The sequence below is a fragment of the Streptomyces tendae genome (genome assembly GCF_014650435.1).
Lineage (GTDB): Bacteria > Actinomycetota > Actinomycetes > Streptomycetales > Streptomycetaceae > Streptomyces > Streptomyces tendae.
On sequence record NZ_BMUY01000014.1, the window covers coordinates 1 to 14,967 of the forward strand.

General features: G+C 70.6%; 13 protein-coding genes. 5 read left to right on the forward strand and 8 right to left on the reverse strand.

From position 1 onward, the window contains the following. Positions 1-330: 330 nt before the first annotated feature. The 3 genes from IE258_RS30905 to thyX form a co-directional block, all read right to left on the reverse strand. On the reverse strand, positions 331-2,016 hold the full coding sequence (locus tag IE258_RS30905) for a ribonuclease J (RefSeq protein WP_127894082.1): 1,686 nt from the start codon (positions 2,014-2,016) through the stop codon (positions 331-333). Between the two features lie 153 nt (positions 2,017-2,169). Further along, positions 2,170-3,069 carry a 4-hydroxy-tetrahydrodipicolinate synthase gene (gene dapA / locus IE258_RS30910; protein WP_159330381.1) on the reverse strand — a complete coding sequence of 300 codons (900 nt, stop codon included), beginning with the start codon at positions 3,067-3,069 and terminating at the stop codon, positions 2,170-2,172. A gap of 226 nt (positions 3,070-3,295) precedes the next feature. Beyond that, the gene (gene thyX / locus IE258_RS30915; protein WP_189749032.1) at positions 3,296-4,036 is read right to left on the reverse strand and encodes an FAD-dependent thymidylate synthase; all 741 of its coding nucleotides are present in this window, start codon (positions 4,034-4,036) and stop codon (positions 3,296-3,298) included. 191 nt (positions 4,037-4,227) lie between these two features. Here thyX and IE258_RS30920 point away from each other — a divergent pair, with 191 nt between their 5' ends. Further along, positions 4,228-4,467 carry a hypothetical protein gene (locus tag IE258_RS30920; protein WP_076976600.1) on the forward strand — a complete coding sequence of 80 codons (240 nt, stop codon included), beginning with the start codon at positions 4,228-4,230 and terminating at the stop codon, positions 4,465-4,467. Positions 4,468-4,584: 117 nt separating this feature from the next. Then, positions 4,585-5,139 (forward strand): SCO5741 family PH domain-containing membrane protein, encoded by a 555-nt coding sequence (locus tag IE258_RS30925; protein ID WP_189749033.1) that lies wholly within the window; start codon positions 4,585-4,587, stop codon positions 5,137-5,139. Positions 5,140-5,214: 75 nt separating this feature from the next. Here the strand turns inward: IE258_RS30925 and IE258_RS30930 are convergent, their stop codons facing one another. The 5 genes from IE258_RS30930 to rpsO form a co-directional block, all read right to left on the reverse strand. After that, positions 5,215-5,670 carry a tetratricopeptide repeat protein gene (locus IE258_RS30930; protein ID WP_109035865.1) on the reverse strand — a complete coding sequence of 152 codons (456 nt, stop codon included), beginning with the start codon at positions 5,668-5,670 and terminating at the stop codon, positions 5,215-5,217. A gap of 13 nt (positions 5,671-5,683) precedes the next feature. After that, positions 5,684-6,436, reverse strand: a complete 753-nt coding sequence (dapB, locus tag IE258_RS30935) for a 4-hydroxy-tetrahydrodipicolinate reductase (protein ID WP_189749035.1) — start codon at positions 6,434-6,436, stop codon at positions 5,684-5,686. 39 nt (positions 6,437-6,475) lie between these two features. Further along, positions 6,476-7,855: a M16 family metallopeptidase gene (locus IE258_RS30940; RefSeq protein WP_189749037.1), complete on the reverse strand. Its 1,380-nt coding sequence runs from the start codon at positions 7,853-7,855 to the stop codon at positions 6,476-6,478. Next, on the reverse strand, positions 7,852-10,068 hold the full coding sequence (locus IE258_RS30945; RefSeq protein ID WP_189749039.1) for a polyribonucleotide nucleotidyltransferase: 2,217 nt from the start codon (positions 10,066-10,068) through the stop codon (positions 7,852-7,854). The genes IE258_RS30940 and IE258_RS30945 overlap by 4 nt, the downstream gene beginning before the upstream one ends. A 281-nt stretch (positions 10,069-10,349) precedes the next feature. Next, positions 10,350-10,637, reverse strand: coding sequence for a 30S ribosomal protein S15 (gene rpsO, locus IE258_RS30950; RefSeq protein WP_003973291.1), 288 nt, complete (start codon positions 10,635-10,637; stop codon positions 10,350-10,352). 284 nt (positions 10,638-10,921) lie between these two features. Between rpsO and IE258_RS30955 the strand changes: the two genes are divergently transcribed. From IE258_RS30955 to IE258_RS30965, 3 genes are all read left to right on the forward strand, one after another. After that, positions 10,922-11,218 carry a DUF397 domain-containing protein gene (locus tag IE258_RS30955; protein ID WP_127894090.1) on the forward strand — a complete coding sequence of 99 codons (297 nt, stop codon included), beginning with the start codon at positions 10,922-10,924 and terminating at the stop codon, positions 11,216-11,218. 61 nt (positions 11,219-11,279) lie between these two features. Further along, complete coding sequence (locus IE258_RS30960) at positions 11,280-11,423, forward strand: hypothetical protein (protein ID WP_189749041.1); 144 nt, start codon at positions 11,280-11,282, stop codon at positions 11,421-11,423. 198 nt (positions 11,424-11,621) lie between these two features. Continuing rightward, positions 11,622-14,798 (forward strand): SCO5717 family growth-regulating ATPase, encoded by a 3,177-nt coding sequence (locus IE258_RS30965; RefSeq protein ID WP_189749042.1) that lies wholly within the window; start codon positions 11,622-11,624, stop codon positions 14,796-14,798. Positions 14,799-14,967: the final 169 nt, after the last annotated feature.

The window sequence follows — 14,967 nt, forward strand, 5'->3', positions numbered from 1 at the left end:
GTTCTCAAGGAACGGACGCTTCCTTTGTACTCACCCTCTCGGGCTTTCCTCCGGGCGCTTCCCTTCGGTCTTGCGTTTCCGACTCTATCAGATCTTTTCGATCCGATTTCCTCGGTGCTTTCCAGGTTCCCGCTTTCGCGTTTCCCTTTCCGGCGGTTCCGACTTTATCAGAGATTCTGAGTCGGAATTTCCGCCCTCCGGGGCGGCTCCGGACCACGAAGTGATCGGGTGCCCGTCCGAGCGGAGATGTAAACGTACTGGAGCGGGGCGCCCCGATGCAAATCGGGGCGCCCCGCTCCAGGTTGGCGCTGTCGATGGTCCGACGGCCCGTCAGACCTCCACGACGACAGGCAGGATCATCGGCCGGCGCCGGTAGGTGTCCGAGACCCACTTGCCGAGGGTCCTGCGGATCAGCTGCTGGAGCTGGTGCGGCTCGACGACTCCGTCCTGGGCCGAACGCTCCAGCGCTTCGGTGATCTTGGGGAGCACCGCGGCGAAGGCCGAGTCCTCGATGCCCGAACCGCGGGCCTGGACGTGCGGCCCACCGGTGATCTTGCCGGTGGAGGAGTCCATGACCACGAAGACCGAGATGATGCCCTCGTCACCGAGGATCTTGCGGTCCTTGAGGGCCGGTTCACCGACGTCGCCGACCGAGAGCCCGTCGACGTAGACGTATCCCGCCTGGACCTTGCCGGTGATCTTCGCCTTGCCCTCGACGAGGTCGACGACCACGCCGTCCTCGGCGATGACGATCCGGTCGTGCGGAACGCCGGTTAGGGCGCCCAGTTCGGCGTTGGCGCGCAGGTGGCGCCATTCGCCGTGGACCGGCATCAGGTTCTTCGGGCGGCAGATGTTGTAGAAGTACAGCAGCTCGCCGGCCGAGGCGTGGCCCGAGACGTGGACCTTGGCGTTGCCCTTGTGGACGACGTTGGCGCCCCAGCGGGTGAGGCCGTTGATCACGCGGTAGACCGCGTTCTCGTTGCCCGGGATGAGGGACGAGGCCAGGATCACCGTGTCGCCGTTGACGATGCGGATCTGGTGGTCGCGGTTGGCCATGCGGGACAGGGCGGCCATCGGTTCGCCCTGGGAGCCCGTGCAGACCAGGACCACCTCGCTGTCGGGCAGGTCGTCCAGCGTCTTGACGTCGACCACCAGGCCCGGCGGGACCTTGAGGTAGCCGAGGTCTCTCGCGATGCCCATGTTGCGGACCATGGAGCGGCCGACGAAGGCGACCCGGCGGCCGTACTCGTGGGCGGCGTCCAGGATCTGCTGGATGCGGTGGACGTGGCTGGCGAAGCTCGCCACGATGATGCGCTTGCGGGCGCTGGCGAAGACCTGCCGCAGGACGTTGGAGATGTCCCGCTCGGGCGGGACGAAGCCCGGCACCTCGGCGTTGGTCGAGTCGGCGAGGAGCAGGTCGATGCCCTCCTCGCTCAGCCGCGCGAAGGCGTGCAGGTCCGTGAGGCGGCCGTCCAGCGGGAGCTGATCCATCTTGAAGTCGCCGGTGTGGACGACCATGCCCGCGGGGGTGCGGATGGCGACGGCCAGCGCGTCCGGGATGGAGTGGTTGACCGCGACGAACTCGCAGTCGAAGGGGCCGACGCGTTCGCGGTGCCCTTCCGCCACCTCGAGGGTGTACGGACGGATGCGGTGCTCCTGGAGCTTGGCCTCGATGAGCGCGAGGGTCAGCTTGGAGCCGATCAGCGGGATGTCCGGCTTCTCGCGGAGGAGGAAGGGGACGCCGCCGATGTGGTCCTCGTGGCCGTGGGTCAGGACGATGCCCTCGATGTCGTCGAGGCGGTCCCGGATGGACGTGAAGTCCGGCAGGATCAGGTCGATGCCGGGCTGCTCCTCCTCGGGGAAGAGCACGCCGCAGTCGACGATCAGCAGACGGCCGCCGTATTCGAAGACCGTCATGTTGCGGCCGATTTCGCCGAGGCCGCCCAGCGGCGTGACCCGGAGGCCGCCCTTGGGGAGCGCCGGGGGCCGGCCCAGTTCAGGATGCGGATGACTCAAAAGACTCTCCTCACCACACGCGCCACGTACCGGTGGGCACGTGGCGCGCGTGACGTTCGTGCAGAAGCAGTTGCCGTATGGGGTGCGGGCACCGGTGGCCCGCCTATTCAGTTGTGAAGTCCGTCCGGTCGTGCGGTGGTGCGAAGTCTGTTGTCAGAGCTGTACCCCGCCGGCGGCAAGATCGATCTTGAGCTGCTCGGTTTCCTCGGGCGTGAGGCCCACCATGGGGGCGCGCAGTGGTCCGGCGGGCAGGCCCTGGAGGGCGAGCGCGGCCTTGGTGGTCATGACGCCCTGGGTGCGGAACATGCCGGTGAAGACGGAGAGCAGCTTCTGGTGGATCTCCAGGGCCTTCTGTACGTCACCGGCGACGAACGCGTCCACCATGGCGCGCAGCTCGGGGGTGACGACGTGGCCGACGACCGAGACGAAGCCGACCGCGCCCACGGAGAGCAGCGGCAGGTTCAGCATGTCGTCGCCGGAGTACCAGGCGAGGCCGGAGCGCGCGATGGCCCAGCTGGCCCGGCCGAGGTCGCCCTTCGCGTCCTTGTTGGCGACGATCCGCGGGTGCTCCGCGAGGCGGACCAGGGTCTCGGTGTTGATCGGGACGCCGCTGCGGCCGGGGATGTCGTAGAGCATGACCGGCAGCCCGGCGGCGTCGGCGATGGCCGTGAAGTGCAGGTACAGGCCCTCCTGCGGGGGCTTGTTGTAGTACGGCGTGACGAGCAGCAGGCCGTGGGCGCCGACGCGCTCGGCGGCGCGGGCCAGCTCGATGCTGTGCTGGGTGTTGTTCGTGCCCACTCCGGCGACGACGTGCGCCCGGTCGCCGACGGCCTCCAGTACGGCTCGTACGAGATCCGCTTTCTCCGCGTCGCTGGTGGTCGGGGACTCGCCGGTGGTGCCGTTGATGATCAGGCCGTCGTTGCCTGCGTCCACCAGGTGGGTGGCGAGCCGCTGGGCGCCGTCGAGGTCGAGTGCGCCGTCCGCCGTGAAGGGCGTGACCATGGCGGTGAGGACCCGCCCGAAGGGGGTCTGCGGAGTGGAGGTCGGAGCCATGGGTTACACGCTACTCGTTGCTCAGGGCGGGGTCTGCCCTCGGGGGAGGCGGCAGGTCGGAACGGAAGTGGAGCCCGGCACTGCCTGCTCGGGGGTTCAAGCAGTGCCGGGTCCCTTTGATCAGGCTAGATGAACTTCTCCAACCGCCGCAATCCGGACACTTCGGATGGTTGAACCGTACATCTGTGCCCGGGCGGGACGGCCGGAGACCGGAGGCCGGGCTCCGTTACGGCGCGACGCGGCCGTTGGCGTTGAAGGCGGCGTGGGTGAGCGGCATGAGGCGGGACCACTCCGCCTCCATCTTCTCGCCGACCATCTCGATCTCCCGCTGCGGGAAGGAGGGCACCTTCGCCAGCTCGTGCTGGGTGCGCAGGCCCAGGAAGTGCATCAGCGAGCGGGCGTTGCAGGTGGCGTACATCGACGAGTACAGGCCGACGGGGAGCACCGCGCGGGCCACCTCGCGGGCGACGCCGGCGGCGAGCATCCGCTGGTACGTCGCGTAGGCCTGGCGGTAGGAGTCCTCCATCGCGTCGCCGACCAGCTCGTGCTGCTCGGGGGTGCCCTCGACGAAGACGTACTTGCCGGGGCGGCCCTGCTGCACCAGCTTGCGGGAGGCGTCCGGCACGTAGAAGACCGGCTGGAGCTCCCGGTAGCGGCCCGACTCCTCGTTGTAGGACCAGCCGACGCGGTGCCGCATGAACTCCCGGAAGACGAAGATCGGGGCGTTCACGAAGAAGGTCATCGAGTTGTGCTCGAACGGGCTGCCGTGCCGGTCCCGCATCAGGTAGTTGATCAGGCCCTTGGAGCGCTCCGGGTCCTTCTTCAGCTCGTCCAGGGACTGCTCCCCGGCGGTGGAGACACGGGCGGCGAACAGCACGTCGGAGTCGGTCGCGGCGCTCTTGACCAGCTCGACGGTGATGTCACTGCGGAGTTCGATCTTCGGATCGTCGGCGGGGGTGTCGGTCACGGTGTGGAGGGCCTTCCCAGTCAATCTCGGCGCTTGGCGAGGCCACTCTACGACCCGCTCAGGGGCGCCGAATGGGGCGATCGGTGCCGTGCCGCAATGAAGTCGGCGAAACAGGGCACCTGGAGGGCCGTTCGTTCGTCTGTATGAGTAACAGCACTTCATTCCAGTCCCTGAAGGGAGACGCAGTCCCTATGATCCGCCGGCGTGAACCCGTGCCGTTCGCCTTCGTCGCCGAGGCCGACAGGTTCCGCAGCAATGTCACACCCCCGCCGCGCGAGCGGGCGTCCTTCGGCCAGCTGGCCGGACGCTGGCTCCTCGGCGTCACCGTCGTCGCCGGTCTGGTCGGTTCCCTGGTGATCGGGATGCCCGCCCTGTCGGCCGACCAGCCCTCCCCGCACAAGCAGCCGTCGCAGGCGTCCGAGGGGCGCTAGAGGCACACGGGCGCGGCCGGCCCGACTCCGTCCGGACCCCCGAGGGTGGTGACCGGAGACACAGGTCGGTAGCCTCACCGGGCACAACACTTGCCTTGGAACGAGTGAGGACCAGCCGTGCCCCTGCCCTTCCTGACGGCCGACCGCGCCTTTGACACGGCCGACGACGTCGCGCTGCCGTACGACGACCGCGACCTGTGGCGCCGGCCCTACCGGCCGGGGCCGTGGCGCGTGGGGGCGGCGGCGCTGATGCTGCTGCTCGCCTCGTTCGTCCTGTTCGCGGCGGTCATCATCGCGGCGACCGGCGGGCCGTCCTCCGCCGGGGTGGTCTTCGGCCTCGCGGTCGTCGTCATCCTCTGCGCCCTGCGGATGCTGCGCATGGGCGCGTGGGTGAGCGCGCACGGAGTGCGTCAGGTGGCCTTCTTCACCACGCGCACGGTGGCCTGGCAGCAGGTCGCCAGCCTGCGCACGGTGCAGCAGCCGGTGCGCTGGCTGGGGCTGCCGCGCACGGTGCAGGGGCAGGCGCTGCTGCTGGTGCGGCAGGGCCGGTCGGCGGAGCCCATGGCCCCGCTGCTGACCTCGCACAACTCCGACTTCCTCGCCCGCGACGGTGCCTTCAACCGGGCGGCCGACGCGGTGGAGGCGTGGGCCGACGAGTACCGACGGGGCTGACGGCCGAGAGTCGAAACGCCGGGGCCCGGACCGCACCACTGCGGTCCGGGCCCCGGCGTTTCGCTTGCGGTCGGGTCAGGCGGCCTCGACGTGCTTGCCGTCGTGCAGGGCGATCGCCCGTTGCATCGCCTTGCGGGCGCGCGGGGTGTCGCGGGCGTCGTGGTAGGCGACGGCGAGGCGGAACCAGCTGCGCCAGTCGCCGGGGGCGTCCTCCGTCTCCGCCTTGCGCAGGGCGAAGACCGCGTCGGCCGACTCGCGGTCGACTCGGCCGCTGGGGGTGCGCTTCAGCTCGTCGACGGGCAGTCCGCCCTCGGCGTCGAGTTCGGCGGCGAGGGCGTTGGCCCGGCGGACGAACTGGGTGTTCTTCCACAGGAACCACAGGCCGATCACCGGCAGGATCAGCACCGCGACGCCGAAGGTGACGGTGAGCAGGGTGCCGGTCTTGATGAGCAGGACGCCGCGGCTGCCGACCAGGGCGAAGTAGAAGACCAGGACGGCGGCCGTGACGAGGTAGGTGATCTTCGCGCGCATCAGGGTGAGGGTCTCAGTTCAGGTCCAGGAAGTGTTCCAGGCCGAAGGTGAGGCCCGGGGTGGTGACCACCCGGCGGGCGCCCAGCAGGATGCCCGGCATGAAGCTGCTGTGGTGCAGGGAGTCGTGCCGGACGGTGAGGGTCTCGCCCTCGGCGCCGAGCAGGACCTCCTGGTGGGCGAGCAGGCCGCGCAGCCGGATCGCGTGCACCGGGACCCCGTCCACGTCCGCGCCGCGGGCGCCGTCCAGGGCGGTGGCAGTGGCGTCGGGCGCCGGTGCGGAGCCTGCCTTCTGCCGGGCCTGAGCGATCAGCTGGGCGGTGCGGGTGGCGGTGCCGCTGGGGGCGTCCACCTTGTTCGGGTGGTGCAGCTCGACGACCTCGACGGACTCGAAGTACGGGGCCGCGATCTGCGCGAACTTCATGGTCAGCACGGCGCCGATGGAGAAGTTCGGCGCGATGAGCACGCCGGTCCCCGGGGCGGCGTCGAGCCACGCGTTCAGCTGCGCGAGGCGCTCGTCGGTCCAGCCGGTGGTGCCGACGACGGCGTGGATGCCGTGGCGCACGCAGTAGTCGAGGTTGTCCATCACCGAGGCGGGGGTGGTCAGCTCGACGGCGACCTGGGCGCCGGTCTCGGCCAGCGCCTCCAGGCTGTCGCCCCGGCCGAGGGCGGCGACCAGCTCCATGTCCTCGGCGGCCTCGACCGCCCGTACCGCCTCGGAGCCGATCCGGCCCTTGGCACCGAGGACGGCCACGCGCAGCTTGCTCATGTCACACGCTTCCTTCTCGAACTTTTCGCAACGGGACCGTCAGGCGACGGCGTCGTGCAGCCGGGACGCCTGCTTGTCCTTGAGCGGGCCGATGACCGACAGGGACGGCCGTCGGCCCAGGACGTCGCGGGCGACGGCGCGGACGTCGTCCGGCGTGACCGAGGCTATCCGGGCCAGCATGTCATCGACCGACATCTGCTCGCCCCAGCACAGCTCGCTCTTGCCGATACGGTTCATCAGCGCGCCCGTGTCCTCCAGGCCGAGGACCGTGGAGCCCTGGAGCTGGCCGACGGCGCGGCCGATCTCGTCGTCGGTGAGGCCGTGCTCGGCGACGTGGTCCAGCTCGTCGCGGCAGATCTTGAGCACGTCGTGCACCTGGGAGGGCCGGCAGCCCGCGTACACGCCGAAGAGGCCGCAGTCGGCGAAGCCGGACGTGTACGAGTACACGCTGTAGGCCAGGCCGCGCTTCTCCCGGACCTCCTGGAACAGCCGCGAGGACATGCCGCCGCCGAGGGCAGTGTTGAGGACGCCCATGGCCCAGCGGCGCTCGTCGGTGCGGGCCAGGCCCGGCATGCCGAGGATGACGTGGGCCTGCTCGGTCTTGCGGCCGATCAGCTCGACGCGGCCCGCGGCCCGGACGGTGCGCCGGCCGTCGCGCGGGGCGAGCGGCTGGGCCACCGGGTCCCTGAGGGCGCCGGCCTTCTCGAAGGCGGCGCGGACCTGGCGTACGACCTTGTTGTGGTCGACGTTGCCGGCCGCGGCGACCACCAGGTGGGTGGGGTCGTAGTGCTTCTTGTAGAAGCGGCGGATGCGGTCGGCGGTGAGGGCGTTGACCGTGTCGACGGTGCCGAGGACGGGGCGGCCCAGCGCGTTGTCGCCGAACATGGTGTGCGCGAACAGGTCGTGCACGCAGTCCCCGGGGTCGTCCTCGGTCATCGCGATCTCTTCGAGGATGGCGCCGCGCTCGACGTCGACGTCCTCCTCCTGGATCAGCGAGCCGGTCAGCATGTCGCAGACCACGTCGATGGCGAGCGGCAGGTCGGTGTCGAGCACGCGCGCGTAGTAGCACGTGTACTCCTTCGCCGTGAACGCGTTCATCTCGCCGCCGACCGCGTCGATGGCGGAGGAGATGTCCAGGGCGCTGCGCTTGCGGGTGCCCTTGAAGAGCAGGTGCTCCAGGTAGTGGGTGGCGCCGTTCAGGGCGGGGGTCTCGTCGCGGGAGCCGACGTGGGCCCAGATGCCGAAGGTCGCCGAGCGGACCGAGGGCAGGGTCTCGGTGACGACGCGCAGGCCGCCGGGGAGGGTCGTCCTGCGGACCGTGCCGATGCCGTGCTCGCCCTTGATGAGCGTTTGGGTACGGGCGACGGCCCGCGCCTCCGAGGAGGTGCGGGCCGTCGCCTTGGCGCTACGGGACGTCACTGGTCGGCGTCGTCCTTCTTGTCGTCGCCCTCTTCGCCCTCGATGACGGGGATGAGGGAGAGCTTGCCGCGGGAGTCGATCTCGGCGATCTCGACCTGGACCTTGGCGCCCACGCCGAGCACGTCCTCGACGTTCTCCACGCGCTTGCCGCCGGCGAGCTTGCGGATCTGCGAGATGTGCAGCAGACCGTCCTTGCCGGGCAGCAGGGAGACGAACGCGCCGAAGGTGGTCGTCTTGACGACCGTGCCCAGGTAGCGCTCGCCGACCTCGGGCATGGTCGGGTTGGCGATGCCGTTGATCGTGGCGCGCGCGGCCTCGGCCTGCGAGCCCTGAGCGGCACCGATGTAGATGGTGCCGTCGTCCTCGATCGTGATGTCGGCGCCCGTGTCCTCCTGGATCTGGTTGATCATCTTGCCCTTGGGGCCGATGACCTCACCGATCTTGTCGACGGGGATCTTCACGGTGATGATCCGCGGCGCGTTCGGGGACATCTCGTCCGGCGTGTCGATCGCTTCCATCATCACGTCGAGGATGTGGAGGCGGGCGTCACGGGCCTGCTTGAGGGCTGCGGCCAGGACGGAGGCGGGGATGCCGTCCAGCTTGGTGTCGAGCTGGAGGGCGGTCACGAACTCCTTGGTACCGGCGACCTTGAAGTCCATGTCGCCGAAGGCGTCCTCCGCACCGAGGATGTCGGTGAGGGCGACGTAGTGCGTCTCGCCGTTGATCTCCTGGGAGATCAGGCCCATGGCGATACCGGCGACGGGGGCCTTCAGCGGCACACCGGCGTTCAGCAGCGACATGGTGGAGGCGCAGACCGAGCCCATGGACGTCGAGCCGTTGGAGCCGAGGGCCTCGGACACCTGGCGGATCGCGTAGGGGAACTCCTCACGCGTCGGCAGCACCGGCACGATGGCGCGCTCGGCGAGGGCGCCATGGCCGATCTCGCGGCGCTTCGGGGAGCCGACGCGGCCGGTCTCGCCGACGGAGTACGGCGGGAAGTTGTAGTTGTGCATGTAGCGCTTGCGGGTCACCGGGGAGAGGGTGTCCAGCTGCTGCTCCATGCGGAGCATGTTCAGGGTGGTGACGCCCAGGATCTGGGTCTCGCCACGCTCGAACAGGGCGGAGCCGTGCACACGCGGGATGGCCTCGACCTCGGCGGCCAGGGTGCGGATGTCGGTGACACCGCGGCCGTCGATGCGCTTCTTCTCCTTGATGACGCGCTCGCGCACCAGGGACTTGGTCAGCGCGCGGTACGCGGCGGAGATCTCCTTCTCGCGGCCCTCGAACTCCGGCAGGAGCTTCTCGGCGGCGAGGCCCTTGACGCGGTCCAGCTCGGCCTCGCGCTCCTGCTTGCCGGCGATGGTGAGCGCCTGCGTCAGCTCGGGCTTGACGGCGCCGGTCAGCGCCTCGAGGACGTCGTCCTGGAAGTCCAGGAAGATCGGGAACTCGCCGGTCGGCTTGGCGGCCTTGGCGGCGAGGTCGGCCTGGGCGCGGCACAGCACCTTGATGAAGGGCTTCGCGGCGTCCAGACCGGCGGCGACGACCTCCTCGGTGGGCGCCTCGGCGCCGCCCTCGACCAGCTTGATGGTCTTGTCGGTGGCCTCGGCCTCGACCATCATGATCGCGACGTCGCCGTCCTCCAGGACGCGGCCCGCGACGACCATGTCGAAGACGGCGTCCTCGAGCTCGGTGTGCGTCGGGAAGGCCACCCACTGGCCGCGGATCAGCGCGACGCGAACGCCGCCGATCGGGCCGGAGAAGGGCAGGCCGGCCAGCTGCGTGGACGCGGAGGCGGCGTTGATCGCCACGACGTCGTACAGGTGGTCGGGGTTGAGGGCCATGATCGTCGCGACGACCTGGATCTCGTTGCGCAGGCCCTTCTTGAAGGACGGGCGCAGCGGGCGGTCGATCAGGCGGCAGGTGAGGACGGCGTCCTCGGAGGGGCGGCCCTCACGACGGAAGAAGCTGCCGGGGATCTTGCCGGCGGCGTACATCCGCTCCTCGACGTCCACCGTGAGCGGGAAGAAGTCGAGCTGGTCCTTCGGGTTCTTGGAGGCGCTGGTGGCCGACAGCACCATGGTGTCGTCGTCCAGGTACGCCACGGCGGAACCGGCGGCCTGACGGGCCAGGCGGCCCGTCTCGAAGCGGATGGTGCGGGTGCCGAACGCGCCGTTGTCGATCACGGCTTCGGCGTAGTGGGTCTCGTTCTCCACTAGTGGTTTCTCCGATGCTTGTCGTCTTTTGTCCCGCCCGCCCGTGTGGCGGAGGGGACGGTGCCGGAGAAGCGTCCGTGCAATGCGGGCCGGTCTTCGATCGAAGCACCCGGGGATCTGCCCCCGGGGGCCACTACCGAGGACCGGCGGCGGCGGTGCGGTCCGCTTCTCCTCGTACGTCTTGTTCTTCTGTTACCACACTACAAAGGGGCGGCGACAGCGCGCACGTACAGCAAAGGGAGCGGCCCCCTTACGTTGGGAACCGCTCCCTTCACGGCGTGCTAGCGGGCGCCCGCCGCACCGCGGCGGATGCCGAGGCGCTCGACCAGCGCACGGAAGCGCTGGATGTCCTTCTTGGCGAGGTACTGCAGCAGCCGGCGGCGCTGGCCGACCAGGATGAGCAGACCACGACGGGAGTGGTGGTCGTGCTTGTGCGTCTTGAGGTGCTCGGTCAGGTCGGAGATCCGACGGGACAGCAGAGCGACCTGGACCTCGGGGGAGCCGGTGTCGCCCTCCTTGGTACCGAACTCGGTGATGATCTGCTTCTTCACTGCGGCGTCGAGCGACACGCGTACTCCTCTTGGTCTGTGACTGGCCACCGAGTGCCCCCGGTCTACGTCTCGGGGGATCTTCCGTAACTCGGAAGGCGGGGATCCGCTGGGCGCGACCTCCAGGGCTCGCGGCTCCGGGGGCGCGTACACAAACGGCCGTCACACAGCGTACCAGCCCGTAGACACACCTCCGCCCGTCCCCCGTACCGGTGCCTCCATCGGTGAACCGCTGACCTGGAAGAACGGGGACAAGTATGGTGACCGCACAGTTCGTTGGCACAGCAGGAAGGACCCGAGCCGCCATGGCCGATGCCGAGGACAAGGAACTCCGAGCACGAAAGGACCGGGAACGGGACGAGCTCTACGCCCTCGACATCTCCGGTGTCGAATGGCACAGCGCGCCCGGCACCGAGTCCCACGAGGAACGGGTCGAGATCGCCTACCTGCCGGAGGGCGCCGTCGCCATGCGGTCCTCGCTCGACCACGACACCGTACTGCGGTACACGGAGGCGGAGTGGCGGGCGTTCGTGCTCGGTGCGCGGGACGGGGAATTCGACCTGGAACCGGCCGCGGAACGCTCTGGGGGCGACGTCGAGTAGCGGAGGCGGTCCGGTCAGGACCTCCCGGTGCGCCGCCGCCGATGCCGAGCACGAGGCGGCCATGACCGTCAGGGTCGTCGTCTGCGCCTCGCTCGGCGGCCCGATGCAGAGGTACGGCACCTCCTGGTCCGTCCGCGGGCCCAGGGCGACGGCGACCGGTTCCAGTCGTGCGCCCGGCTCGGCGTCGGTGCCGGACGGGGGCTGACAGGGCGGGGCTCGTGGTGATTAGGCTGGTGTGGGGAGCGACACCAGAACCCGTGGAGCGGGCGTCGGCGTCTCAGGGGGAAAGCCGGTGGATCGGACGACCTCGAACGGCCTCGGACCATTTCGAATGACAAGTTCGAAGACAAGCAAGGGTCGCCCCAGCACGGCTTGAGGGTGCTCGACCACACCAGGAGGAACTGTGAGCAGCGATCGGGACGGGATCCGCGGGGGCTGGGCTACACCCGGCGATGACCAACCCGACGCGGAGTCCTCCGTCGAGACGACCGGCGAGTTCACCATCGACTACGCGCCGCCCGCCTGGTACACGCAGAACGCGTCCGGCGACGGCGGTCAGGGGGACGGTGCGGGTGAGGCGGACGGGGCATCCTCCGGCTCCTCCTCTTCCGCTCCCTCCTCCTCGCCTTCCGGTTCGTCCGGCTCTTCCTCGTCTTCCGGTCCGGCCGTTCCGCCTGCGCCTCGTGGGCCGGTTCCGCCGTTGCCGGGGTTGACGCCGCCGCCGCACGCGACACCCAACGGGCCTTCCCCGGTTCCGGCCCCTGCCCCGGGGGCGCCTTTCACGCCCCCGCCGGCGCCCGCTCCGGGGGCCGCCTTCACGCCGCCTCCGCCGCCGGGACCGGGTGCGCCGTTCACGCCGCCCGCGCCGCCGAGCTCAGGGCCGGCCGGGGTGCCCAAGTTGCCGGTGGGGAGCGGCTTCGAGCCGCAGCCCTCGCAGCAGTCGGCGCCGCCCGAGCCGGAGCCCGAGCCCGAGCCCGAGCCGGAAGCCGTGGCGGACCCGGCACCTGTTGCAGATCTCGCCTCTCCGACGGCCCTGCCGTCGTTTCCGGCCGGTGGGTTCCAGCTCCAGGCGCCCGCTCCGCCGGCTGCCGAGGAACCCGAGGCGGTGGCGGAGCCCGAGCCCCAGCCCGAGCCGGTGACCGACGGCAGGGCCGACTCTGCCGATCTCGACAACGGCGACCTGGAAAGCGGCGCGACCATGCGGTTCTCCGCAGTCGCCCTCAAGCGTGAGATCGCCGAACGGGCCGCCGCGGAGGATGCGGAGGGCGCCACCGCGGAATCCCCGGTGACCGGTTCCGACGAGGTCGATGACACGCCGGACGAGGTCGACGCGGGTCCGGACGACGCGGACGACGCGGACAGCACCGGGGCCGAGGCCGACGTCGACTCCGACGTCGACTCCGACTTCGGCTCCGGCTCCGGCTCCGGCTCCGGGAAGGACACCAGCGGTGTGTCCAGTGCCGGGGACGGCGACGTGGACGACCCGCGCCTTGACGGGCCGGTCGCGCTGACCGCCGTACCCGAGCCCGAGCCCGAAGACCAGGTCGCGGACGAGCCCGCGGACGAGCCCGAGGACGCGGTGCCCGCCGATGCCGCGCCCCCGGCCGACAGCGTGCCGCAGGACGCGCCGCCGCCCCCGGCCGGGATGCCGCCGCTGCCTCCGTCGTACCCGCCGGTCGCGCCCGCGCCCGCCCACCAGTGGCCCGCACAGCCGCAGCCCGCCCCCGCGCCTCCCGAGCAGCCGGGGGTACCGGCCCAGCAGCCGCCGTTCCAGCCGCAGGCTCCACAGCCGGCGCCCGCCGCGTGGAACCCGCCGCCGCCCGACCCGCAGACCGGTTACGGCTTCCCGCAGCCCGGTACGCAGACGCCCCAGCCACAGCCCCAACCTGCCGCCCCGGTCCAGCCCGGTGGATACGGCTTCCCGCAGGGGCCGCACGGGCCGTCGGCGCAACAGCCGTACCCCGGTGTTCCGCAGCAGGCGCAGCAGGCTCAGCAGGCGCAGGGGGACGGTCAGGCTCCGCCGGCCCAGCCCGGTCAGCCGGTTCCGCCGGTTCCGGCACCCCACGCACCCCAGGCGCCCCAAGCACCCCAGGCGCCTCAAGCACCCCAGGCGCCTCAACCGCCCCAGGCGATGCAGCAGCCGGAGTATCAGCCCCTCCCGCCGCAGCAGCAGGCGCCCCAGCAACCGCAGCCGCAGCCGCAGCCACACGCGCAGCAGCCCGCCGATCCCCGGCTCGGTGCCGCCTGGCCGCAGCCCATGCAGCACGACCAGCGGCAGGCCACCAATCCGGGGGCGGCGCCGCTCGGTTACACGGCGGCCGTGGAGCTGTCGTCCGACCGGCTGGTGAACAACAAGCGGCAGAAGGCGAAGAGCAGCCGTCCGGCGGCCGGTGGTTCGCGGTTCAAACTGGGCGGTAAGAAGGAGGAGGCCGAGCGGCAGCGGAAGCTGGACCTGATCCGCACCCCGGTGCTGTCCTGCTACCGCATCGCGGTGATCAGTCTCAAGGGCGGCGTCGGCAAGACGACCACCACCACCGCGCTCGGCTCCACGCTCGCCACCGAGCGGCAGGACAAGATCCTCGCGATCGACGCCAACCCGGACGCCGGTACGCTCGGCCGCCGGGTGCGCCGGGAGACCGGGGCCACCATCCGGGACCTCGTCCAGGCCATCCCGTACCTCAACTCGTACATGGACATCCGGCGGTTCACCTCGCAGGCATCCTCCGGACTGGAGATCATCGCCAACGACGTCGACCCCGCCGTGTCCACGACCTTCAACGACGAGGACTACCGGCGCGCGATCGACGTGCTCGGCCAGCAGTACCCGATCATCCTCACCGACTCGGGCACCGGTCTCCTCTACAGCGCCATGCGCGGCGTGCTCGACCTCGCCGACCAGCTCATCATCATCTCGACGCCGTCCGTGGACGGTGCGAGCAGCGCCAGTACGACCCTGGACTGGCTGTCGGCACACGGGTACGCCGACCTCGTCTCCCGGTCGCTCACGGTCATCTCCGGGGTCCGCGAGACCGGCAAGATGATCAAGGTCGACGACATCGTGGGGCACTTCCAGACCCGCTGCCGGGGGGTCGTCGTGGTCCCGTTCGACGAGCACCTGTCCGCCGGTGCCGAGGTCGACCTCGACATGATGCGGCCGAAGGTGCGGGAGGCGTACTTCAACCTCGCGGCGATGGTCGCCGAGGACTTCGTCCGCCACCAGCAGTCGCACGGCCTGTGGACGTCCGACGGCAACCCGCCCCCGGTCGCCGCCCCGCCCATGCCGGGCCAGCAGATGCCAGGCCAGCAGATGCCGGGGCAGCCCATGCCCGGTCAGCAGATGCCGCCGCAGCAGGGCCAGCCGATGCCGCCTCAGCCGGGACAGCCGGTGCCGGGGCAGCCGTACCCGCCGCAGCCCGGGCCCGGGCAGCAGCCGCCGCACCCGCAGCCCGGCTACGGCCAGCCCTACGCCCCGCCGCCCGGTTACGGATATCCGCAACACGGACAACCGGGACAGCAGGGGCAGCCGGGACAGCAGCCGCAACAGGGGCAGACGCCTCCGCCTCCCCCGCCCCAGCAGTAGCTACACCCACCTCCGCACCATCTCCGAAGGCCCGCGCCGTCACCGACGGCGCGGGCCTTCGGGCGTGTGCGAACGACAACGTCAGCCCCAGCCGCCACGCTCTCACCAGGCAAGCGCCAGTGGTCTGCGCCAATGAGGGTCACGTGTTGGGCAACTCGTCGTTTCCGCA